This window comes from Corynebacterium aurimucosum (assembly GCF_046895345.1).
Lineage (GTDB): Bacteria > Actinomycetota > Actinomycetes > Mycobacteriales > Mycobacteriaceae > Corynebacterium > Corynebacterium aurimucosum_G.
Window position 1 is genome coordinate 1,939,129 of sequence record NZ_CP160096.1, and the last position, 23,428, is coordinate 1,962,556.

The 23,428-nt window shown below is 53.6% G+C and carries 14 protein-coding genes; 7 read left to right on the forward strand and 7 right to left on the reverse strand.

What is annotated here, in order from left to right; translation table 11 throughout:
- Nucleotides 1–3: 3 nt before the first annotated feature.
- Both ABZS45_RS09215 and ABZS45_RS09220 read right to left on the reverse strand, forming a co-directional pair.
- The gene (locus tag ABZS45_RS09215; protein ID WP_412099560.1) at nucleotides 4–465 is read right to left on the reverse strand and encodes a CGLAU_01105 family protein; all 462 of its coding nucleotides are present in this window, start codon (nucleotides 463–465) and stop codon (nucleotides 4–6) included.
- A 15-nt stretch (nucleotides 466–480) separates the two neighbouring features.
- A complete protein-coding gene (locus tag ABZS45_RS09220; protein WP_412099561.1) occupies nucleotides 481–1,815 on the reverse strand; it encodes a DUF445 domain-containing protein in 1,335 nt (444 codons plus the stop codon).
- A gap of 127 nt (nucleotides 1,816–1,942) precedes the next feature.
- On the opposite strand from ABZS45_RS09220, the gene ABZS45_RS09225 reads away from it, so the two are divergent.
- The 6 genes from ABZS45_RS09225 (at nucleotide 1,943) to brxL (ending at nucleotide 15,142) form a co-directional block, all read left to right on the forward strand.
- A complete protein-coding gene (locus ABZS45_RS09225; RefSeq protein WP_412099562.1) occupies nucleotides 1,943–2,599 on the forward strand; it encodes a DUF1819 family protein in 657 nt (218 codons plus the stop codon).
- Nucleotides 2,600–2,671: 72 nt separating this feature from the next.
- Nucleotides 2,672–3,286 carry a DUF1788 domain-containing protein gene (locus tag ABZS45_RS09230; protein ID WP_412099563.1) on the forward strand — a complete coding sequence of 205 codons (615 nt, stop codon included), beginning with the start codon at nucleotides 2,672–2,674 and terminating at the stop codon, nucleotides 3,284–3,286.
- Between the two features lie 4 nt (nucleotides 3,287–3,290).
- Nucleotides 3,291–6,887, forward strand: a complete 3,597-nt coding sequence (brxC, locus tag ABZS45_RS09235) for a BREX system P-loop protein BrxC (RefSeq protein WP_412099564.1) — start codon at nucleotides 3,291–3,293, stop codon at nucleotides 6,885–6,887.
- Between the two features lie 69 nt (nucleotides 6,888–6,956).
- Entirely contained in the window at nucleotides 6,957–10,487 is a 3,531-nt protein-coding gene (gene pglX, locus ABZS45_RS09240; protein WP_412099565.1) for a BREX-1 system adenine-specific DNA-methyltransferase PglX, read from the forward strand.
- 81 nt (nucleotides 10,488–10,568) lie between these two features.
- Nucleotides 10,569–13,061, forward strand: coding sequence for a BREX-1 system phosphatase PglZ type A (gene pglZ / locus ABZS45_RS09245; RefSeq protein ID WP_412099567.1), 2,493 nt, complete (start codon nucleotides 10,569–10,571; stop codon nucleotides 13,059–13,061).
- A gap of 11 nt (nucleotides 13,062–13,072) precedes the next feature.
- The gene (gene brxL / locus ABZS45_RS09250) at nucleotides 13,073–15,142 is read left to right on the forward strand and encodes a BREX system Lon protease-like protein BrxL (protein WP_412099568.1); all 2,070 of its coding nucleotides are present in this window, start codon (nucleotides 13,073–13,075) and stop codon (nucleotides 15,140–15,142) included.
- A gap of 304 nt (nucleotides 15,143–15,446) precedes the next feature.
- Here the strand turns inward: brxL and ABZS45_RS09255 are convergent, their stop codons facing one another.
- Genes ABZS45_RS09255 through ABZS45_RS09270 form a run of 4 tightly spaced genes read right to left on the reverse strand, consistent with a single transcriptional unit; the run spans nucleotide 15,447 to nucleotide 19,425 of the window.
- On the reverse strand, nucleotides 15,447–15,818 hold the full coding sequence (locus tag ABZS45_RS09255) for a hypothetical protein (RefSeq protein ID WP_412099569.1): 372 nt from the start codon (nucleotides 15,816–15,818) through the stop codon (nucleotides 15,447–15,449).
- Nucleotides 15,819–15,865: 47 nt separating this feature from the next.
- Nucleotides 15,866–16,615, reverse strand: a complete 750-nt coding sequence (locus tag ABZS45_RS09260) for a succinate dehydrogenase/fumarate reductase iron-sulfur subunit (RefSeq protein ID WP_046647843.1) — start codon at nucleotides 16,613–16,615, stop codon at nucleotides 15,866–15,868.
- Nucleotides 16,615–18,654 (reverse strand): fumarate reductase/succinate dehydrogenase flavoprotein subunit, encoded by a 2,040-nt coding sequence (locus tag ABZS45_RS09265; RefSeq protein ID WP_412099571.1) that lies wholly within the window; start codon nucleotides 18,652–18,654, stop codon nucleotides 16,615–16,617. The genes ABZS45_RS09260 and ABZS45_RS09265 overlap by 1 nt, the downstream gene beginning before the upstream one ends.
- Before the next feature lie 15 nt (nucleotides 18,655–18,669).
- Nucleotides 18,670–19,425, reverse strand: coding sequence for a succinate dehydrogenase cytochrome b subunit (locus ABZS45_RS09270; protein WP_412099572.1), 756 nt, complete (start codon nucleotides 19,423–19,425; stop codon nucleotides 18,670–18,672).
- 403 nt (nucleotides 19,426–19,828) lie between these two features.
- Here ABZS45_RS09270 and ramB point away from each other — a divergent pair, with 403 nt between their 5' ends.
- Complete coding sequence (gene ramB / locus ABZS45_RS09275) at nucleotides 19,829–21,235, forward strand: acetate metabolism transcriptional regulator RamB (protein ID WP_412099573.1); 1,407 nt, start codon at nucleotides 19,829–19,831, stop codon at nucleotides 21,233–21,235.
- 498 nt (nucleotides 21,236–21,733) lie between these two features.
- On the opposite strand, the gene lpdA is transcribed toward ramB, so the two are convergent.
- The gene (gene lpdA / locus ABZS45_RS09280) at nucleotides 21,734–23,146 is read right to left on the reverse strand and encodes a dihydrolipoyl dehydrogenase (protein WP_412099574.1); all 1,413 of its coding nucleotides are present in this window, start codon (nucleotides 23,144–23,146) and stop codon (nucleotides 21,734–21,736) included.
- Nucleotides 23,147–23,428 lie beyond the last annotated feature (282 nt).

The following is a 23,428-nucleotide window of genomic DNA, read 5'->3' on the forward strand; positions in this document are numbered from 1 at the left end:
TAACTAGTTCTCGTCAACTACTTCGCCGTCAATGACATCGTCATTCGGCTTCGGGGCATAAGGGTTGCGCGGGCTCTGCGGCTCCTGCGGCTGCTGGGCATGCTTGCCCTCCGCGCGCTGCTCCTTGGCATTGTTGATAGCGCCCTGCACGCCCTCACGGGTCTCGTTGAAGGCGGTGTTGAAATCCTCACGAGCCTTCTCGAAGGACTCCGAGTTGCGGGTCTCACGCGCTGCGGAAGAAACGGATTCCCCGAGGTTCTTCGCCGTGGAGGTCACGCGATCAAAGAAAGACTCTTCCTTCGCGGTGCCATCTCCCATCCCTGCCTCGTCGGCAGCACGCGCGATGCGATCCGCTTGTGCGCTCTGGGCCTGGTTCTGGCGCTCTTCCTTGAAACGGCCACCAAAATCCTTGGCCACATCAAAAGCAGAGGAACCGGCATTCTTGATTGAGTCAAATACGGACATGGTCGTCACTCCTTGTTAGACGCCAAAAAGCAGATGATTAACAGTGTAGATAACCAACCCAGCCAGCGCACCCACAACCGTGCCGTTGAGGCGAATGAACTGCAGGTCCTTGCCCACCATCAGCTCGATATTCTCGGAAGCCTCCTGGGCATCCCAGCGCTTAATGGTCTCTGGAATAATCGCGATGATCTCCGGTGCGAACTTCTCCACCGCATAGCGCGCGGCCTTGTCCACCAGCTCGTTGGCTTGCGCTAGGAACTCCGAATCCTCCAGCAGACGGTGCGCCAATTCCTTCACCTTGGCGGTGATCTTCTGGCGCAGGAAGGACTCAGGGTCGGTGAGCTGCTCAATGAGCGTGGAAGAGACCGTCGCCCACATCGCCGCCGGAGCCTTCTGCGCTTGATCGGAGGCCAGCATCTCCTGCTTGATTCCTTCGATGCGCCCGCGCATGTCCTCATCCCACTGCAGGTCCGAAGCCAGCTTGGACAGGTTACGGCGAATGGCCAGGCGGGCCTCGTGGTTGCCGTTGCGACGGACCTCATCAGCGAATTCCACGAGCTCGGCGTAGACCTTCTCCCCCACCATCTCTCGGGCAAAGCGCGGCGCCCAGCCCGGCATGCGCTCATCGATGGCGGTGACCACCGTGGATTCCATGCCCAGAATCTTGCCGTGCGCCCACTCAATGAGGTCATCCTCCAGCGGCCGCGCCTTACCTTCCGTGATATAGCCCTCCAGCAGGCGTCCCAGCGGCGGGCCCCACTCGGGTTCTGCCAGGCGGTCCATGACTTGGGTGCGAATGAACTGCTCCGCCTCCGCCGGGTCTAGGTCTGCGACCACGCTGGCTGCGCGCTCACCAATCCACGCGGAGACCTCCTCCGCCCGCCCAGGCTCCACGCCCTGGCGCGCCAGCCACAGCGGTATCTCCGCCTCCCGCACCTTGGCGCTGAGTGCATCCGCGGTGAGGAAGTTCTCCTCCACGAAGTCCTTGAGTGCATCACCCACGCGGTCCTTGTTGTTGGGGATGAGTGCTGTGTGCGGGATGGGCAGCCCCATGGGGCGGCGGAACAGCGCGGTCACGGCAAACCAGTCCGCCAGTCCACCGACCATTCCTGCCTCCGCTGCCGCGCGCACGTAGCCCACCCAGACGGGAGCCCCGCTTGCCGACGCCTGCCACCACGAGCACCCCAGAAAGATCACCGCCGCACCAATCAGGAAGGACAGCGCAATCGCCTTCCAGCGGCGCAGGTCCGTCCGGCGCGCCTCCTGGTTTCCTGGCTGCGGCACAAACGACGTCTGCGCCGCCGCCGTCTCCTGAGCCGGCTCAAGCCCTGCGTCTGCGCGGTGCGTCATGGGTTGGTTCTCCTTGGGGGTAAATGAGCGTAGTGCAATCTCTACATTATCTCTCGGCATCAATTGCGCCGCGCGCTCCAAACCACCACAAATCCACATCTCAACCCCTTAAGATAAAGGACGCTCAATGCTGAACACGCATTGCGAAAGACTTACGGGGTCAGAAAGGGAAGCTGTGCCAAATACTCAGATCAATAAACACGCTGACCAGTACGCCATGTCTTTCGCTGTTGGTGGTCTCATGGTTTCAGAATCGCGCATCGCCGCAGAAGTATTTAAAAAACTTCATGACTGGCCCTCAGTACGGCGCACACTCGTAGATGAGAACCTCTATCAAACACAAGCGCGATCCTCTGCTGTCCGTATTAGCGGTGAAGTAATAAAACGTCTATCTGTTCTCAACAACGAGGAAATAGATATTCTGCTTTCGGCTAGTCCGGATGATGCCACGAACATCTTGTGGCTGGCAGTTTGCCGCCGGTACACCTTCATCGGAGACTTCGCCTCCGAAGTACTTCGTGATCGATATGTCCTACGCCAACGTGCCCTTGATCTCGAGGTCTTCGATGAGTTCGTCCGAGAGAAATCAATGTGGCACGCCGAGCTCACGGAGATTAAGCCATCGAGTATGGCCCGCTGCCGCAGCGTCATTTTTCGAATGATGCGAGAAGCAGGATTCTTGCGTGACGACACTATAGAAGGCGCAGTTTTAGCTGAACCTGTTCGCCAGATTCTCAATCAACAGGAACCAAGTGAAATCCGGTTCTTCCCTGTCTTTGAATGACCACACGCAACCCCTGGCGAAACGGGACTCCCCGCCTCCGACCGACCTCCGCCCTTAGGAAAGACGTAGATCATGTACACCCTATCGATTAAAGAGCAAAGCCTCGAAGCTCAAGAGGAACACCTCTATAGGGTCATGTCAGGAGAGCGTTTTCTCAATATGCAGGGACTCGCAAATGAAGTCCCATTTTTCATCTATGCCTACCCGCCAGAGCAGACAATTGATGTAGAGCGAGGACGCAACCGACTAACCGGAAGACTAAAGGCTGACGGAATTGGCGTCACCGAAATCAACCTCTACGAGATGTCTCTCAAATTGCTTTCTCGCACGCGAGCCTTAGACAGGATTCTAGATTCCGAAGAAATCCTAGATAAAGGGGCTCTTTTGGAAGTGTTGCAGAACCTTCTCGATCCCCAAAACCGTCTAGCCCCTGCAATCGCAGAGGAGCTGAGGGATGATGATTCCCAAATCATATTCATCACGGGTGTCGGGGAAGTATTTCCTTTCATTCGCTCCCACAATGTCCTCAACAACTTGCAATCAGTCATAAAAGACAAGCCAATGTTGATGTACTTCCCGGGAAGCTATACCCAATCAGAAACTCTCGGTTCAGCACTAGTGCTTTTCAATCGACTTAAAGATGACCAGTATTACCGCGCGAAAGACATCTTAGAACAGGAGCCCTAGACCAATGGATTCTCTCGATACCAATGCTTCAGCCATCAATACGATCAACGATCTCTTCCTTAAAGACATTCAGCGCCCAATCGAAGGCGTCATTAAGGCTGACGACAGTTCCCAGCTAAGGACTGAAGTCGACGAATATGTTCTCACTGCAGAATTGCGCAAAGGGGTCGGCGATCTCCTAAATGCATACACAAATTACACAAACGCAAATGGTGTTTGGATTTCCGGTTTTTTCGGATCAGGTAAATCTCACTTGCTAAAGATGATGGCGCATCTCCTGGGTGATGTCGAAAACCAAGATTTTCCCCGAGCAGAAGTCATCAATAGCTTCCGAGACAAGCTAGCAGGGGAAGCGTTCATCCAAGGTGACTTGGACAATTCTTCAAGAATTCCAGCGAAAAGTTTGCTCTTCAATATTGATCAGAAGGCAAGCTTGTCAACTAAATCTGAACAGGACGCGCTCTTAGCAGTTTTCGTCAAGGTCTTTAACGAATCCTGTGGATACTTTGGCAACCAAGGGTACATCGCCAAGTTTGAACGCGACTTAGACAACCGTGGGTTGCTTGCGAATTTCATCGAGGCCTACGAGCGAATCGCCGGAGTCAAATGGGAAGATGGCCGCGAGCAAGCAATTTTCGAAGAGATAAACATCGCGCAGGCGTTTGCCGAAGTTTCTGGTGCCGACCACGAAACTCCCACGAACATCATTGATAAGTACCGAAATGAGTATTCGATATCTATTGAAGACTTTGCGGAGGATGTGAACGATTGGCTCCAGAAGCAGGAACCGGGGTTCAGATTAAACTTCTTCGTCGATGAGATCGGCCAGTTCATCGGCAGCAACACGAAGCTAATGCTCAACCTGCAGACCATCGCTGAAACCCTCAACACCAAATGCAATGGTCAAGCATGGGTTTTTGTCACTGCCCAAGAGGATATGGAGCGGATTATTGGAGACCGCACGAAGTCACAAGGCAACGACTTCTCGAAGATCCAGGCACGCTTCAGCAACCGCGTTAAATTGAGGAGCTCCGATGTAGAGGAAGTCATTCGCAAACGACTCCTCGAGAAGAAAAACAGCGCGAAACCCGAGCTTTCCATGATGTACAAAGCCCATCATGAAAACTTCAAGACACTTTTCGGTTTCAGTGAGGGAACGCGTGAATATACCAACTACCTCGACGAGGAACACTTCATTGGCGGCTATCCCTTCGTCACCTATCAGTTCCCTTTGTTCCAGAAATCAATCGAATCGCTCTCTGACCACAACGCTTTCGAAGGCCGCAATTCTTCCGTCGGCGAGCGTTCCATGCTTGGGGTCGTCCAAGATGTCGCCAAGAGGATCGGCAACTCTAAAATCGGCACTCTAGCCACGTTTGACCAGATGTTTGAAGGGATTCGGGCTGCGCTCAAGTCGAACGCACAGCGCTCGATTGATGATGCCGAGCAGAACCTACAGGATAATCAGTTAGCCATCAAACTTCTCAAAGCACTTTTCCTCGTGAAATACGTGGAAAACTTCAAAGCGACAAGCCGAAACCTGTCGGTACTAATGTACGACGACTTTTCTGTTAACCGAGCGGACTTGGAAAAGCGCGTTACGAAAGCTCTCGATCGGTTGGAGAAGAACTCCTATGTACAACGAACTGGCAATACATACGAGTACCTAACCAACGAAGAGCAGGCAGTGGAAGCCGAGATCAAAAACATCGAGATCGAAGTATCCGATGTCACCGAGCGAATCGGCAAGATGATCTCATCGATTTTTAAGACCACCAAAATTCGTCACGAGGCTTCCGGACAGACCTTCCGTTACGGGCTCTTGGTAGACGACCACGCCATTGGGGCCCAACAAGCTGTCACGATTCATCTCATCACTCCAAGCTACCAATATGGATTTGATCAGATCCTCCACCACTCCACTGGTAAAGATGAACTACGTATTGTTCTTCCAGAAGATAGGCGGTTGATGGAAGACCTCCGGCTCTATCTTCAGACTGAGCGATACATTCGCCATAATAACGGCGCGTCAGTCTCCGCCAACCGAGAGCGCATCTTGCAGACTAAAGCCACGCTCAATAGCGAACTGCAAAAGGAGCTAGTTTCCCGTTTCGAAAAGGCAATTACTGAAAGCACCTTTGTGATGAATGCCGAAGTGATTCAGCTTTCATCTACAGGCGCAGAAGTAAAAATGCTCGAAGGCGCGAACCGTCTTATCTCCCGAATTTACACCCACCTCAGTATGCTTGGCGGCCGAAGCTACCAAGAAGAAACCATTAGCCGCCTACTCAATACTCCCCAAGATGCCCTTCTTGAAATTCACGAGGGCGCGGCTTACGAGGCTGCGGCTACAGAGATCAAGAACCACGTCACCACAACCCAATTCGTGCAGAACCGACTGGTAACGGTCAAGGATGTCATCGATCATTTTGATGCCAAACCCTACGGCTGGGATTCGACGTCCATCAAGGTGTTAATCGCCTGGCTCATCGCATCCAATAAGCTAACTATGACTATGGATAGCGGGCGTATCCGTCCAACAGAGGCGGGTAGTCTTCTGCGGAACACCAATAAACTGCCGCATCTTATCCTGGTTGAAAAGAAGTCATTCAACCCCCAGAAGATTGCAGAGCTCCGTGAGTTCTACAAGGACTTTTTCGACCTCCCCTCTGAACCTGGCGATGAGCTAGAGCTTGCTCGAGACACCCATGAAAAGCTGCAGACAAAGCTGGCTGAGCTTCAAAAATATGCTGAGCGCACGGCGTACCCATTAGTGCGGAATCTAAAGGAACCTATCTCCCTTCTCCAGGAGACCATCTCACACGATGACGAGTGGTTCCTTACAGATTTTGCAACTCTTGATGAGCTCTATGATGCCAAGCAGGACATCATCAGCCCGGTTAGCGAGTTTTTCACTGGCTCACAACACAAAATCTTCGATGAAGCTTCGCTTTTGCTTACCCAGAACTCTTCAAACCTGGAAGACATGGATTTCACAGCTAAAGAGCTTCACTCCAAGATTCAGGATTTGCTCGGCGATGAAAATATTTTCCGTGGTAATAAAGTCGCTAAATTGCGTGATGCCACTCGCCAGCTCAAGAGCATGCTTGAAGATGAGCTCCAATCACGACGAATCGAGGCTCGGGGAGTTCTGGAACTGCGTTGGGACTTGATCCAGGGATCAGACGCTTTTGACAAGGCCGAAACCAACGCACGAGCCTCGGCAGAAACTAGGTGGCGACATGCTTTGGAGCAGGTTGACTCAGAACGACAGTTTGCTGCCATTTCTCAACATATCCAACGTTTTGAGGAAGTAACGTACGTAAGCATCATTAACTTCCTAGATTTGCATCCGGTGGATCTAGGAAATGAAACTCCCAGCGAGATTTCCGATAGCACAACAACCAAGGATATCGACGAGGGCGACCAACCTTACCCCGAAAAAGAATCGCAAGAATCAAAAAACATTTCGTTAAGCAGTATTCGAGTACCAAATTCGCCTACTGCCCTCGAAACCGAGCAGGACGTAGAGGACTACCTGCAGCTTCTCAAAAAAGAGTTCATCCAAAAAATTAAAGAAGGAAAAAGAATCCTCTTTTAAGGCACAGGATCTACCGATCTAATCATCCCGTTCTTTCCCACATACTCATCAAAAGGCCTGAGTCTCACTATGGACACCACATTCTTGAAGAAATTCGCCACATGGGCACGTACCGAGCTCTTAGCACAAGTCGAAGCCCGTATAACTGCGACGCTCGCGCCGCATTCCCGCGCACGGTCTGAGTTTCCTTCAGCTGTGAAAGCCCTAGAAGATGATATCCGAATCAAAGGCGAGAATTCTGTCCGCGAGAAAGTCGCCTATACGTGGTTCAACCGAATCGTAGCGTTCCGATTCATGGACGCCAACGGTTACACGTCGCCCGCGGTCGTGTCGCCTAGCTTTCCTAATGTAACGGGACAACCTCAGATACTTGCGGATGCGAAAGGGGCACAATTCAGTGATGCTATCCCCGAGAATGTGCAAAAAGATGTGCTCGACCTACTAACGGGAAGCAAACCCAGTAATGATGCACAGGGCGAAGCGTACCTTAAGCTCTTGATCGCAAATTGCGAGCACCGCATCGCGTCGATGCCATTTCTCTTTGAAAACGAGAACCATTTACCGCATTCGGATTACACCGCCATCTTGGCCCCAGCAAACCTTCTGGCTCCAGATTCAGTGATCGCCCGTGCTGTAGAAGAACTCACCTCTGATGTTTGTCTCGACGTTGAGGTCATCGGATGGCTTTACCAGTTCTACAATTCCGAACGAAAAGATGAGGTCTTTGCAGGCTTTAAGAAGAATAAGAAGGCCACCGCCGCTGAAATTCCTCCTGCAACCCAACTTTTTACCCCTCACTGGATTGTCCGCTATCTCGCCGAAAATTCAATTGGGCGCCTTTGGATGCTTAACCATCCAGACTCCCAGCTCAAAGAGAAGATGGACTTCTACATTGAGCCCACGACTTCCGACCACAACGGCGGCTTTCTTAGACTCAACTCCCCAGAAGAATTAACCGTTATTGATCCTGCTTGCGGCTCGGGGCATATGCTCACCTATGCTTTTGATTTGTTGTACGCAATATACGAAGAAGAGGGATACAGCCCTTCAGATATTCCTGGCCTCATCCTTCAGCACAATCTCTACGGCTTAGAGATTGACCCGCGTGCGGCCTCACTAGCTTCTTTCGCCCTTATGATGAAAGCCCGCGCAAAACAACGCACCTTCCTTAGCCCACACAAGCGGGTCGAGCCCAACATCCGAGTGATCAAGCCGTTTGAGTTTAACCAACACGAAGTAAATTTCCTGTCAGCAGGTTGGCTAGATGACCCCGAAGCTTCCAGCTTTTGGAGCATATTCAACGACGCAGAAACCCTTGGTTCCCTTATCCGGCCCGATGCATCTTTGGTTGAACAGGCCAATCTCAATATTCAACTCCTCGATGACGAAGGTGATCTTCTCTTAGAAGGCACTCTGAACCGCGCCCATGATTTCCTTCGACAAGCCGAGTCGTTGTCCCGGAAGTATGCGGTAGCGATTGCTAACCCGCCGTATATGGGCAGCAAAAACATGTCGCCTCAATTGGCCGCATTTGCAAAAGCGAACTATGCCTCTTCAAGGAGTGACTTAATGACAATGTTTATGGCTAGAACCCAAAATCTGTTACTTCGTCGAGGTTGGTGGGCGATGATTAACCTTCCATCGTGGATGTTTCTCAGCTCTTTTGAATCATTTCGTAGGGATACTCTGCAAGACAATTCCCTCGACTCCATGTTGCACTTGGGGCGAGGAGTGTTCGGTTCGGATTTTGGTTCAGTAGCCTTCGTATTCAACTACCGCTCTCCTCAACCAAGTCAATGTGGAACCTACCGCAAACTGTTCGACCGGCATGTCGAGGTTAGAACCAATGAGGTTATCAGGACCTTGTTCTCTAACCGTACATATAACAAATATATTGTTCCCCAAGAGGCATTAACCGCAGTTCCAGGGTCGCCAATCGTGTATTGGCTGTCGAACAAGGTCCGAAACACCTTTAGTGATGGAGTCCCGTTGGCTCAGATTGCGCAACCACGACAAGGTTTAGCGACAGCAGACAACAACCGTTTCCTCCGCATGTGGTGGGAAGTTTCGGGTTCTCGAAGTTCTATGAACTGCGGAACGAGAGACGCTGCGCTTGCTACCGGTTCCCGCTGGTTCCCGTACAACAAAGGTGGGGAATTCCGTAAATGGTATGGAAACCAAGAACACGTTATTAACTGGGGAAACGATGGCGAAGAGTTATTTTCCTTGCGCCCCAAGTCAGTAATCCGCAGTCCGCATACTTATTTCCAGCCATCAATCTCGTGGTCAAAAATTAGTTCAGGTGATCCTGCCTTCCGGCAGTTCCCGCCTGGGTTCATCTACGACGTCGCAGGAACCTCCATTTTTGCGGATAGTCCAAAGCTTCGAAAGGAACTCACGGCTTTTTCGAATTCATCGGTTGCCCTTGAACTACTCCGAGCTCTTGCACCTACCCTCAACTACGAGGTTGGTCAGATCGCTCAGCTCCCAGTGCGGCCCTTGGCAGGTACTGAGGCAGCTTCAAATGTTGATGGGCTGACAACTACATCCAAACAAGACTGGGATGACTTCGAAACTTCTTGGAACTTTAGAACACCGAGCTGGTTGCAAGGAACAATGGATTCAGGCGATGAGACCATTCAACTTACTGAGCTTTTTGAGACGTGGTCCGATAGCAACCGAAGGACTTCACTGGCGCAGCAAGAGCGAGAGGTGACGAATAACCAAATCGTCGCAAATGCTTATGGCCTAGCTGACGAGGTGCCAATCGAGGTTCCTCTCCACCGTGTATCGCTTACTAGGAACGTAGAATTCCGTTACGGTCCGGGGCGCTCAGATGCTGAATATGAAGCTCTTGAACGCGCTGACTTCGCTCGTGAACTGCTCTCGTACGCCATTGGTTGTGCGTTCGGCCGGTTTAGCCTAGACAAGCCAGGGTTTATTTTGTACGACGAAGGCTCAACCTTAGAGGACTACGCTCGGCAGGTCCCTCAGCCAAGGTTTGAACCAGATATCGACAATGTAATTCCGATCGTCGAAGGTGATTGGTTCGAAGACGACATCGTCACACGAGTTCGTGCATTCTTGCGTGTGGCATTCGGCGATCGTTATCTCGTGCCAAACATTCAATTCTTAGAAGAGGCCCTCGGGGTTAAAACCCTAAGAGACTATTTCATTTCCCGGCGCGGCAAGTCTTTCAAGTCCCCCTTCTATGAAGACCACACAAAAAGGTATAAGAAACGCCCAATCTACTGGATGTTTTCTTCACCCTCGGGGGCTTTCAATGCCCTCATCTATCTGCACAGGTACTCCCCTTCAACGGCTTCAACAGTGCTCAATGAGTATCTACGCAACTACCAAGCAAAACTTCAGACAGCGGTGAAAAATCTTGATAGCAAACTCCTAGAGGCAGAAGGGGCGAGAGAGAAAGCCAAGCTTGAAAAGGAGATCACACAGTTGAGGAAGATTCTCGTTGAGCTTGAGGAGTACGAACAAGGCATTCTCTATCCACTCGCAGCAGAAAAGATAGAACTAGATTTGGATGATGGCGTCAAAGCCAACTACGAGAAGTTTGGAGCTGCTCTCCGGAAGATGAAATAGGCTCATGCCGCTGAACACCCATCCGTACCATATTTCTCATCGTTTCTAGCTCTAGTGGCTAACATCAGAAGAGGAGAGTCAATGACAACCGCTAGCTCCGTCGAACAACACTTGCGGCAAAAGTTCGAGTCGCAACCTATTGTCTTCTGGCACGATCCGGAAGGTGAGTTCGCCGAAAGCTTGTCTGAACTCACTCTTTCCGGAGTTTCAATACTTCGAGTTGCTAATAACGAGTTCACTATCAAACACCAGCTCATTACGCGTTCCCCGAAGGAGAAATTTCTCGTATACCGTACTGGGGAGATCCCAACCGAACCCAAGAACTGGTTACTAGATCAAGAACTCACCTACGGGGTTTTCACCGCTGATTCTGCATCACTGGTCCGCCAAGAGCTGCGCATCCAAGATCCTGCCATCGAAAGCATTATCCAAGCACATCAAAGTTTTTTCAATGCATCGGTGCGGGTCACGAAGCTCAAAGAGCTGCTACAAGGTAACGAGGACCCCACGACTTTCAAAGCCAAAATGTGTGCGGTTCTAATGGGTCAGCGCGACCATTCCCTCCAGGAGATCACGCGCTCTTTACTAATCGAATATTCGAAGGCAGAGCATGATAAGAAGGACTCACTAGAGAAGTTCGGCCTCTTAGATTTCCACTGGCAAGGTACCGCCGCTATCTACGGTTACGATGCAACTGACCCCACAATTGAAGATTTCACTTTGTGGATGTTCACACAAGCATTCCACGGTTTCCAAAATCCGGACCGAGGGACGCTGGCTAACCTCAAACGCGACTTCGCTAGCTTCCGCTATGAGAAAAGAAGCGAGGAGGCTCTTCGTTTATTAGCGCAAAGTTCCGAAGAGAAGCTTAAAGTCAAGCAACAGCTTAACGATGACAACTTCGATAGATTCCTCGACATTGACTGCTACCCCGAGATTGATCGTCACTTCATCGTTTCTCTCGCCCGACTAATCACTCAGCGAACAATTAGTGATGATGAAACCAACCGTATCGTTGATGCCCGAGAATCGAGTATTTGGTTCTCAGATTTCGCAGAGTATTACGTGGCGCTGAGAAGCGCTTCAGCACTATTGTCACGTCTCAATCATATTGATCTCACTATCACTTGCTTTGATCAAGGCCTCTCCACTTACGCTGCAGACTGGTTCCGAATCGATCAGTCTTACCGTCATTTCATGTCTGCCTTTGCGCACCTGGAACATCCCGAAGTCTTAGCGGATCTGCGCGAACGTGTCGAACAGACCTATTTGAACGATTTCATTTTCCCTCTGGGAGCTCAATGGCAAGAGCACCTCGCGAGGGCTTCTCGATGGGAATCAGCTGTGCTCCCCTCTCAGAGGGAGTTCTATGACTCCTACGTAAAGCCACTTGTTCAGCCTGGTAATAAGAAGGCAGTCGTGATCATCTCGGATGCTATGCGTTACGAGATTGCTGAAGAGTTGAGTAGACGGATTCTTCACGAGGACCGATTCAACGCTCATATTGATCCCATGCTCGGTGTCATCCCCAGCTTCACTCAACTCGGGATGGCTGCATTATTACCGCACAAACAATTAGCCTTCGATGATTCCTCTTACCACGTGCTCGTCGATGGGAAGGCGACGAATGGAACCTCTCAGCGTCATGAAATTCTTTCGGCAGTAGACGGCGCGGCTTTCCGAGCCGATGAAATACTGTCCAAGAGCAATAATGAGCTAAAGAGCCTATACACCAAACATCGAGTGTTCTACATCTATCACAATCAGATTGATGCCACTGGTGATAGCGCCAGTTCGGAAGGAAACACATTTCAGGCTGCGGAAACTGCTCTCACTGAGATTTTGCGTCTCATCAAGAAGATGACAAGTGCCAACGCCACGAACATCTTCATCACGGCAGACCACGGCTTTCTATACCAAGAATCAGAGTTGTCTCAGCATGCCTTCCTCTCTGAGCAACCACAAGGTGAAATTGCTGTACACAAGCGGCGTTTCGCCATCGGCAAGGGCTTCAAGCCTAGCCATTCATACACGACGTTCGAAGCTGAAGCTTTGCATCTACAGGGCGACCTAGAGATCTGTTTACCAAACTCCATTCATCGCTATAGGAGGCAAGGAAAAGGATCACGGTTTGTTCACGGCGGGGCAGCTCTCCAAGAGATTGTGATTCCTGTTGTCTCCGTGAACAAAAAGCGTAAAAGTACGACGAGACCAGTTCGCGTCCAGTCCCTCCAAGACCAGCCGCGAATCACTACTCAACACGTAATCCACCGCATTACCCAGACAGAACCCGTGACTGATCAGGTTCACGCGTTAACGCTTCGAATTGGCCTCTATGCGGACGCGACGCTCATTTCCAATCAGGTCACTCTGACCTTTAGCTCACGCTCATTGGAACCGCGCGAATGGGAACAAAAAGCTCAGCTTTCGCTAACCGCAGAAGCCGACAAATACAGCAACCAAACAGTTCAACTCGTTGCGGAGTCGCTCATTCCAAATACTTCCCGATGGACCAAAGAGTTTTCCGCGAACTATCGAATTGAACGAACCTTCGGTACCGACTTCGAATTCTGAGGAGAATTGTCATGACCAAATCGCCCCTCGATCTAAAGACGAACGAGAGCTTTCCCGGCGTCGTAGTCCGAAAGGATCTTGTAAAAGCTGTCAAGGGAAATGCCATCGTACCGACATACGTTTTGGAATACCTTCTGGCTCAGTACGCGGCATCGGATGATCCGGAAATTATCGATCAAGGCATTGAGACTGTGCGTAGCATCCTTGCTAAGCACTATGTTCACCGAAATGAATCCGAACTTATCAAGTCGATAATCCGCGAAAAAGGCCGACACCAAATCATCGACCGAGTCAGTGTCACCCTCAATGAGAAAGAGGACCAATACGAGGCTTCATTTGAAAACCTCGGTATCAGGGGGGTCGTAATCGATCCCTTCACCGTTAAATCTAACGAAAAGCTTCTCGTCAGCGGCGTATGGTGCATTTGTACTATTGAGTATGGACATACTGACGATAAGCGCGCTGTCCCTTGGATCCTCGGTTCTTTGAAAGCAATTCAACTTGCTAGCTTTGACTTTGAGCATTACCTGTCTGCTAGAGGAAAGTACAGCAGTGAAGAATGGGTTGATCTCTTAATTCAATCCATCGGGTTTAATCCAGAACTATTTGGACGCCGAGCAAAATTGCTCCAACTAACTCGTTTGATTCCTTTCGTCGAGCGTAACTACAACCTTGTAGAACTTGGACCGAAAGGCACGGGTAAATCCCATGTCTACTCAGAGTTTTCGCCTCACGGCATGCTTATTTCCGGTGGCGAAGTCACGGTTCCCAAACTGTTTGTCAACAATGCGAACAACAAGATCGGCCTCGTTGGATATTGGGACGTCGTGGCCTTCGACGAGTTTGCCGGTCGCAAGAAAAAGACGGATAAAGCTCTCGTAGACATCATGAAAAACTACATGGCCAACAAGTCCTTTTCACGGGGTGTCCAGACTCTTGGTGCAGAGGCTTCCATGGTATTTATTGGTAACACCAGCCACAATGTGCCATACATGCTCAGGCACTCAGATTTGTTCGATGAATTGCCTGAGGCTTACCACGATTCTGCATACCTTGATCGACTCCATTTCTATATCCCAGGCTGGGAGGTCGACACCATTCGTGCCGAGATGTTCTCAGATGGCTACGGGTTCGTCGTGGACTATATTGCCGAGGTTCTGCGGCACATGCGTTCCATGGACTTTAGCGACAAATACACCCGCTATTTCACACTCAGCTCAGAAATCTCTACACGTGACCGCGACGGCATCCATAAGACCTTCTCGGGTCTCATGAAACTTCTTTACCCCACTGGAGAAGCCACGGAAGAAGAGATTCGTGAGTTGCTCAGCTTCGCTATTGAAGGGCGAAAGCGCGTTAAAGACCAGATTTTGAGAATCGACTCCACAATGTCCTCGGTTCGCTTTGGGTTTACAGATTCCTCCGGGACGTGGACTTCCATCGAAACGTTGGAGGAAAAAGAGTACCCCACGCTCTATCACTCCGCATCTGGCGAAACCCCAGAAGAACTTCACAAAGCAGATGAGGCAACCACACCAGAGGCCTCCCTAGCCCAATCCTCACAGGAGGATTTTTCATCCACGGAACAGCACAGGGTACTGGAACCGGGCCGACGTGAGTTCTCAGAAAACGAAACAGGTGTCACTTATGAAGACCTATTCATGGACTACCTACGAGGCGAAACCGATCTAGTCATCGTTGATCCTTTTATTCGGAGTTCTCACCAAGGAAGAAACTTCGCAGAATTTCTTTCCATGTTGGCTTCCAATAAAGACATGAGCGAAGAGCTTTCAGTGACCTTGCAAACTAGCCAGGACGATGACGAGTACCAGCGTGAGAAGCAAGAAACTATGCTCGAGCAAATCCAGAACAGTGCAAAGGCTCTTGGCATTGATCTCTTAGTGGACTACCAAGAAAGCCTTCATGATCGTTGGATTAAAACGGACTCGGGGTGGACCATCACACTTGGACGCGGCCTAGATATCTACCAGCGTTTCGAAGGGGGTTACTACTCGCTGGCAGCAACTAACCAGGCTTTTAGGCGAGTGAAGGCTTTCGCCGTTACGTACACCCAAGGCTAATTGTTTCCTGCCCGGGGTACCCAAGACCGCCAATAGTCAGCACCTACATGTGCGGTTAACGAAAGGGAGCTGACTGGGCGTCGTCAAGCGCACAGCCCCTCCCCCCTTCCGTTGGCCCCCTGCGGACCTCCCTGGTGCCTTCCCCCCCAACATACTGACTAGAGACATACTCGCGTCTGTTGAATCTTCCGTCCAAACACCAACAACCCCCACCTCCTCACATGGTCTCCCATGTGTTTACTTGGAGTTGGGGGTTGTGGTGGTGTCAGTACAGAAACTTAGGCGTTCAACGCTCTAGAGGTGCCTAGTTGATGCGGCCGGTTTCTTTGCGGTACTGGCGGTAGTAGCGGCGGCCGAAGTGGACGGAGCCGACGGCCAGGACAGCGATGACGGCGAGGGAGATAGCGCCCACGATGATGTTCATCTGGTAGTCAGCGCCTGCGATGCCCTGCGGGTACTGCCAGGTGCCGAGGCCCCAGATAAGAATGCCAGCTGCCGGCAGCATTGAGAGAATCAGACCCATGCCCAGCCAGGTGGAGGTGCGCAGCAAAGAAGAGTGCGGTGCGCCGTAAGAAACGGGGTCATACCCCTCGATGTAGGAGTCCTGAATCTTACCGGAGAACTCCGGGTAGGTCTCGCTGTGGTGATCAGCAACTGCCGGGTTGAGGTCGCTCATGGCTGAAACTTTCTCTCGTTCCTGTTAATCCTGTGAATGACTATAGCTTAGTCGTCCTTGCCGCGGAAAGCAGCACGTGCACGTTCGCGGGTAACCGCGGAAACCGCGGTTAGCGGCACACCAGCCGGGCAGACGTCGGCGCACTCGCCGTAGAGCGAGCAGTGGCCGAAGTTCTGCTCCAGATCGTCCACCATGTTGCGTGCGCGGCGGCCACGCTCTTCCTTGCCCAGCGGCATGAGGGAGAGGTGCACCAGCTTGGCACCGGTGAACAGGTGGGCAGCACCGTTCGGGCAGGATGCCACGCAGGCACCGCAGCCGATGCAGGCAGCGTGATCCAGGGCGTACTCGGAGGTCTCGTGGTTGACGTGCAGGGTGTCAGCGTCCGGAGCGGTACCTGCATCCATGGACACGTAGCCGCCCTGCTCCATGACGTGGTCCAGTTTGGCGCGGTCCACGATCATGTCCTTGATAACCGGGTAGGCAGCGGAGCGGAAAGGCTCCAGCTTGATGGTGTCGCCGTCCTTGAACTGGAAGAGGCGCTGCTGGCAGGCCGGGGTGTTCTGGCCCGGGCCGTGCGGGCGGCCATTAACCAGGAGGCCACAGGTACCGCAGATGCCCTCACGGCAGTCGGAAGCGAATGCGAACGGCTCGGTGCCGGCCTCAATGAGGCCGTCGTTGACGTGGTCGAGCAACTCCAGGATGGACATCTGCTCGGCGGCGTCGTCAACCTGCACGGTTTCGAACTTGCCTTCTTGCGTCGGTCCGGCTTGACGCCAGATCTCAAGTGTCAGTTTCATTACTTGTAGTTCCTTGTCATCAGCGGGATCGAATCAAAGTACAGCGGCTCAGCGTGGCGGATGAACTCGCCCTCAGCGGCGCCCGGCTCCCAAGCGGAAACGAAGCACCAGTTCTCGTCATCACGCTCGGCCTCGCCGTCCTCGGAGAGGTGGTCCTCGCGGAAGTGAGCACCACAGGACTCGTCGCGGTCAAGGGCGTCAATACACATGAGCTCACCCAGGTCGATGTAGTCAGCAACGCGCAGACCGTACTCGAGGACCTGGTTCATGTCGTTGGCCTCACCAGTGATGCGGACGTTAGCCCAGAAGTCCTTGCGCAGTTCGCGAACCTTCTCAATGGCAACCTTGAGGTCCTCGACGTTACGGGACACGCCGCAACCCCAGTAGAGGATGTCACCCAGCTGGCGGTGGTAGTACGCCGGGCCGTGCGGGTCCGCACCCTGGATGGACATGAGGCGGTCGATACGAGCCTGTGCACGAGCAACGGTCTCGTTAGCCTCAGCAGAATCCTCAGCCAGCTTGGCCTCACCCAGGTGGTGAGCCAGGTAGTTCGGGATGGTGAACGGCAGGGTGAACCAGCCATCAACGGAAGCGGACAGCAGGGAGTTAGCACCCAGACGGTTCGCACCGTGGTAGGTCCAGGAGCACTCACCGGCGGCGAAGAGACCGTCGATGGTGGTCATCTCGTTGAAGTCCGTCCACAGACCACCCATGGTGAAGTGGCAGGTCGGAGCGATACGCATCGGGGTCTCATAAGCGGACTCACCAATGGCCTCTTCGTACATTTCGATGAGGTTGGAGTAACGCTCACGGATCTTGTCCTTGCCCAGACGCTCGATGGCGTCGCGGAAGTCCAGGTACACGGAGTTGTGCAGCGGACCAACGCCCAGACCCTTGTTGATCTGCTGGGAGATGGCACGGGAAGCCACGTCACGCGGGACGAGGTTACCGAAGGCCGGGTAGCGGCGCTCCAGGAAGTAGTCGCGCTCCTCTTCCGGAATCTCGTTGGCAGGACGGTCATCCTTCTCCTTGATCGGAGACCAGATGCGGCCGTCGTTACGCAGCGACTCGGACATGAGGATGGTCTTGGACTGCCACTCGGAGTTCACCGGCAGGCCAGTCGGGTGGAACTGGATGAATGCCGGGGAAGCCAGATAAGCACCGTTCTCGTACGCACGCATCATAGCGCCAGCGTTCGAGTTCTTAGCCAGCGTGGACATGTGGTAGACGTTGCCGTAACCGCCGGTACCGAGGATAACTGCGTGGCCGGTGAAGGCCTTGAGCTCGCCGGTGATGAGGTTACGGGTCACGATGCCGCCGGCGCGCTTCTTGCCACCGTCGTTGTAGGTAATGATGTCCTGCAGGTCGTGGTGAGCGAAGAGCTCAACATTGCCCAGGCCAATCTGGCGGTAGAGCGCCGAGGTGGTGGACAGCTGCAGCTGCTGGCCTGTTTGGCCACGGGTGTAGTAGGTGCGGGAGACCTGCACGCCACCGAAGGAACGGGTAGCCAGGGTGCCGCCGTACTCGCGAGCGAACGGAGCACCGATGGCGTTCATGTGGTCGATGACGCGGATGGACTCATAAGCCAAGCGCCAGCAGTCGGACTCGCGGCAGCGGTAGTCGCCACCCTTGACGGTGTCCTTGGTGTGGCGGTAAGCGGAGTCGTTATCCACCTTCTTGTGGCGGGAAGAGTTCACACCACCCTGCGCAGCAATGGAGTGCGCACGGCGCGGGGAGTCGTGGTAGGTGAAGACCTTTACCTTGTAGCCCAGCTCGCCGAGGGCAGCCGCAGCGGAACCAGCAGCCAAGCCGGTGCCGACAACGATGATTTCAAACTTACGGCGGTTCAGCGGGGAGACCAGCTCCATGTGGTCCTTCTGGTAGCTCCACATGCCCTTCATCGGGACGCCGTGCGGCTCGTGGGACTCCAGGATGCGGCCCGGCTTAACGCCCGGGACGATGGACTGCGGGTGCGAGAAGTTCGGGTGCTCGCGCTTGAGTTCAGTGTTCGCGTTCGACACAGGATTCGCGTTAGTCATGGGTTCAAAACTCCTTTAGCTGACCCAGCCCAGGGCGACGGACAACGGCATGACGATGTTTGCCAGGCACACGACGGCCGGGACAACGTACGCCAGAATGACAAATACCTCGCGCCACTTAGCACCGGTAATACCCAGGTCGGAAGCCGCAAGGCGGATGCCGTGGGTCAGGTGCAGGAAGAGGCAGAGCATGGCGACGATGTAAATGATGGTCACCGGCCAGCGGGAGAAGGTAGCGATCATGTTGGCCTTCACGTGACCATGAGCAAAAGCCTCCGGAGCGATCGGCTGAACACCCATCGTCAGATCCAAGATGTGGAAGACGATGAACAGGAGCAGCACGACGCCGGTCACCAGCATGGTCTTCGTCGCGAAGGAATCCATGCCGCCCATCAGGTTGGTGCGCTTGAACTTACCGCGGGATGCCTTGGAGCGAGCGGTCAGCGCGAAGGCACCGTAAATGTGGGCGATCACGCACGCCAGCAAAACGATGCGGATGATCCACAGAAGGTGACCGCTCGGAATCAGCGGATCACCCATGCTGCGCAGGAATGCACCGTAGGCATCGAGGGCTTCCTGGCCGTCATGAGCCGGCAGGTAAAGCTTCAAGTTTCCGGCCATGTGTCCCACAACGAAGAGTGCGAAGAACAGACCGGTAATTGCCATCGTCAGTTTCAAAGCCCAGGACGGAATTCCTGGCTTAGGACGAATCGTTTCATTAGTAATACGGCCGTGAGCGAGGGCTTCACGGTCAGGATTTTTTACAGACATGACACCTCCATAGTCGTCCTTACCTTACGCAGAACTTCACGCTGACCACTAGTTATCTCTTTGCTTTGCAAAGGCCTTCCCCCTCCTCTGGCCCGCCGTAAGAATTCAGATAAGGCAAGGATCGCCTTAGACACTCCATTCCATTTGCCGCTCTACCTTGATCACTTCCCTTTACGCAATATTGACCTTGCGAAAACATTTTCGCGGGTGAGACTTTTGTCACAGGGTGTGGCGTGAGTGACGACCCTACCCCTTTAGGTGTCAAACTTTCGCTTGGTATCCACCCCTCAATACCCGCCCAGCACCTTGCCAACACCCCCACTTCGCAGCGGAGTTAAAATACTTCACACATTCCTTGCAAAAATATTGTTATGAGTGAAAGGCACTAGGTAACCTAGCTCACATGAGCAAGACATACGTAGGTTCGCGCCTGCGCCAGCTGCGCCGCGAACGTGATCTCAGCCAAGCCTCCCTCGCCGCTACGCTGGGGCTTTCAGCGAGCTACGTCAACCAGATTGAACATGACGTGCGCCCGCTTACCGTCCCGGTCTTGCTGAAAATCACTGAAGCATTTGGCGTTGATGCCACGTTCTTCTCCCGCGATGATGACTCACGCCTGCTGGCAGAAATCCAGGATGTCGTACAGGACCAGGAAGTCTGCCCCTCCCCCGTGGAGCTTCAGGAATTGTCCGAGTTGGTTTATAACCACCCCACCGTTGCCCGCACGTTCGTGGATATCCACCGCCGCTACCGCAACATTCGGGACAAGCTTTCACTTGCCACCGATACCCGCCGCTCGGATGGCAGCCAGGCGCTTTCCATGCCGCACGACGAGGTGCGGGACTTCTTCTATGCCCGGCAGAATTACCTCGATGAATTGGATATTCATGCGGAAGGAATTGCCGCGGAGCTCGGCGTCACCCCCTTCCACATCCGCGATATCGAGCAGGCGCTGAATGTCAGGCTCACATCCCAGCACGGCGTGGAGATTCTTACCACCGATCGCATGGATGGCACGCTGCACCGCTTTGACAAGAACACCGGCACCCTTCGCCTAGCCAGCCGCCTGAGCGTGGGCCAGCGCGCCTTCCGCATGGCAGCGGAGCTCGGATTCCTGGAGGCAGGCGAGCTTATCGACGGCCTCGTGGACGAAGAACCCTTCACCTCGGAGGCCTCAATCAACCTGGCCAAGCGGGGAATCGCCAACTACTACGCCGCTGCCACGCTATTGCCGTATAGCCTCATCCACAGTGAGGCCGAGCAGTCCGGGTATGACGTGGAGTACCTCTGCAATGTTTTCGGGGTGGGCTACGAAACAATCGCCTCGCGTCTTTCCACGCTGCAGCGCCCCAACAAGCGCGGCATCCCCTTCACGTTTGTACGGGTGGACCGCGCCGGCAACATGTCCAAGCGCCAATCAGCCACGGGCGTGCACTTTTCCAACTCCGGCGGCACCTGCCCGCTGTGGAATGTCTACGAGTCCTTTTCCCGCCCCAACACCATTTCCCGCCAGTTGGCACAGATGCCGGATGGGCGCAATTACCTCTGGGTTTCGCGCACGGTGAGCTACCCGCAAGGCCGTTTCGGGGATACCAACAAGCTCTTCTCCATCGGCTTGGGCTGCGAGGCTCGCCACGCCAACCGCACTGTCTACGCCCAGGGCCTGAACCTCGATGCCCTTTCTTCCGCGACCCCGATTGGCGCCGGCTGCCGCACCTGTCCGCGCCAGAACTGTGCGCAGCGAGCTTTCCCTGCCATCAACGAGCAGTTGGTTATTGATGCCCACCGCTCCGCGGTTGCGCCGTATTAGCCAGATCTCGCGACACGTGCAGTAGGGACAAGACAAAAGGAACGCTTTTACACCACAAATAACCTTTTATTTCCTTTTATGGGGAGCGCCCTCCAATCTCGGGATGAATTTTTCCGGAGGGCAGATCCCTCCCCAGGAGTCCTTTTATATATCTTGAACTGGGACTTTAAGGTTCTGCCAGCCCATATATATTGACCTTAAAAATCTTTGGAATGATTTTGTCTATCAAAATTCATAGATTTTCCAGGGTCGAATTTCTTATAATGGAACACGACCGATATCCCCTATCGAAAGGATCACTATCATGAGCAGCTTTGCTAACGGTTTCCTTGGCCAGATTCAGGGCCTTCTCGTAACCATCGTTAATGCACCGTTCGTTCTGTCCTCCAAGCTCTTCGGCTAAAGGCAGGCGCACTACAGCGCTAAAACCAACTCTCCCCCGCAAGCCCTTTCTGGGTTTGCGGGGGAGAGTTCTTGTTTTGGCTTCTTACCGTGACCTTAGAGGTTGATCATGTGGCCGCCGATACCCTCGGCTGCTTCCTTCATAGCCTCAGACAGGGTCGGGTGAGTGTGAACGTTACGCCCGATCTCCTCAGCGGTGAGATCAAAGCGCTGCGCCAGGGTCAACTCCGGCAGCAGCTCGGAAACGTTGGAGCCCACCATGTGGCCACCAATGAGCTCACCGAACTCACCGTCAGCGATGAGCTTAACGAAGCCCGCGGTCTCGTTCAGACCAGCTGCCTTACCGTTGGCGGAGAACGGGAAGGTCGCAACCTTGATGTCGCGGTCGGCGAACTTCTCACGAGCCTGCTCCTCGGTGTAGCCGAAGGAGGCAACCTGCGGGTTGCAGAAGGTAGCGCGCGGCATGTTCATGTAGTCACCCAGCAGCTGGGTCTCAGCGCCGGCGATGACCTCAGCGGCCACGACACCCTGTGCCTCAGCCACGTGCGCCAGCTGCAGCTTCGCGGTGACGTCACCGATGGCGTAAATGCCCTCAACGTTGGTGCGCATGTAGTCATCGATAGCAATGGCGCCGCGCTCGGTGAGCTCGACACCGGTGTTCTCCAGGCCGTAGCCCTCGGTGCGCGGGGCGAAGCCGATGGAGACCATGCAGCGGTCAACGGTCAGCGTATCGGTCTTGGAACCATCCTTGGACTCGACCTCAACGGTGACATTGTCACCGTTATCCGTGATGGCGGTGGTCTTGTAACCGGTCAGGAGCTTCACGCCAAGCTTCTTGTATTCCTTGGCAATGGCCTTGGAGACGTCCTTATCCTCGTTCGGCAGGACGCGGTCCATGAACTCCACGATGGTCACGTCCACGCCGTAGTTGGCTAGAACGTATGCAAACTCCATGCCGATGGCGCCTGCGCCGACGATAACCATGGAATCCGGGGCATCATCATTGAGAATCTGCTCCTCGAAGGACACGATGTTGCCGCCGATGTCCACGCCCGGAAGGGAACGGACAACGGAGCCGGTGGCGATAATGCAGTTATCAAAGGTAACGGTCTTACCCTTGTCATCGCCTTCGGTAATCTCGATGGTCTTGGCGTCCTTGAAGGAGCCGAGGCCATTGATCTCCGTAATCTTGTTCTTCTTCATCAGGTAGTGCACGCCCTTGACGATGCCCTCCGAAACCTTGCGGGAGCGCTTGTGCGCAACACCGAAGTCAAAAGAAACATCGCCAGAAATACCAAAGGCCTTCGCCTCATGGTTGAAGGTGTGTGCAACCTCAGCGTTCTTAAGAAGAGCCTTGGACGGGATGCAGCCCACATTGAGGCAGACACCGCCCCAGTACTGCTTCTCAATAACGGCAACCTTCTTGCCCAGCTGGGCAGCGCGGATGGCGGACACGTAGCCGCCGGGGCCCGCGCCGAGTACTACAACGTCAAAATGTTCATTAGTCACGCTCTATAGGATACGTAACTTTAGGCTCGCTGTCCCACCACCCCCGAGCATGTACCCACTGGACGTTCATAGCCGTCCCGATGCAGGCCTAACGCGCGGCATGCACACTGGCACAAATAAACCCCCAACCCCCAATGGAGGGGATTAGGGGAAGGAAAGCGGGGCAGCGCCCCAGCGGATTATTTAGAACAGACCCCAGTCCAGGGCAGCCTTCGAGGACGTAGAGGAGCCAGAGTGAGCGATCTGGCCCAGCACCTGGTTGATGGAAACGAGGATGGTGTC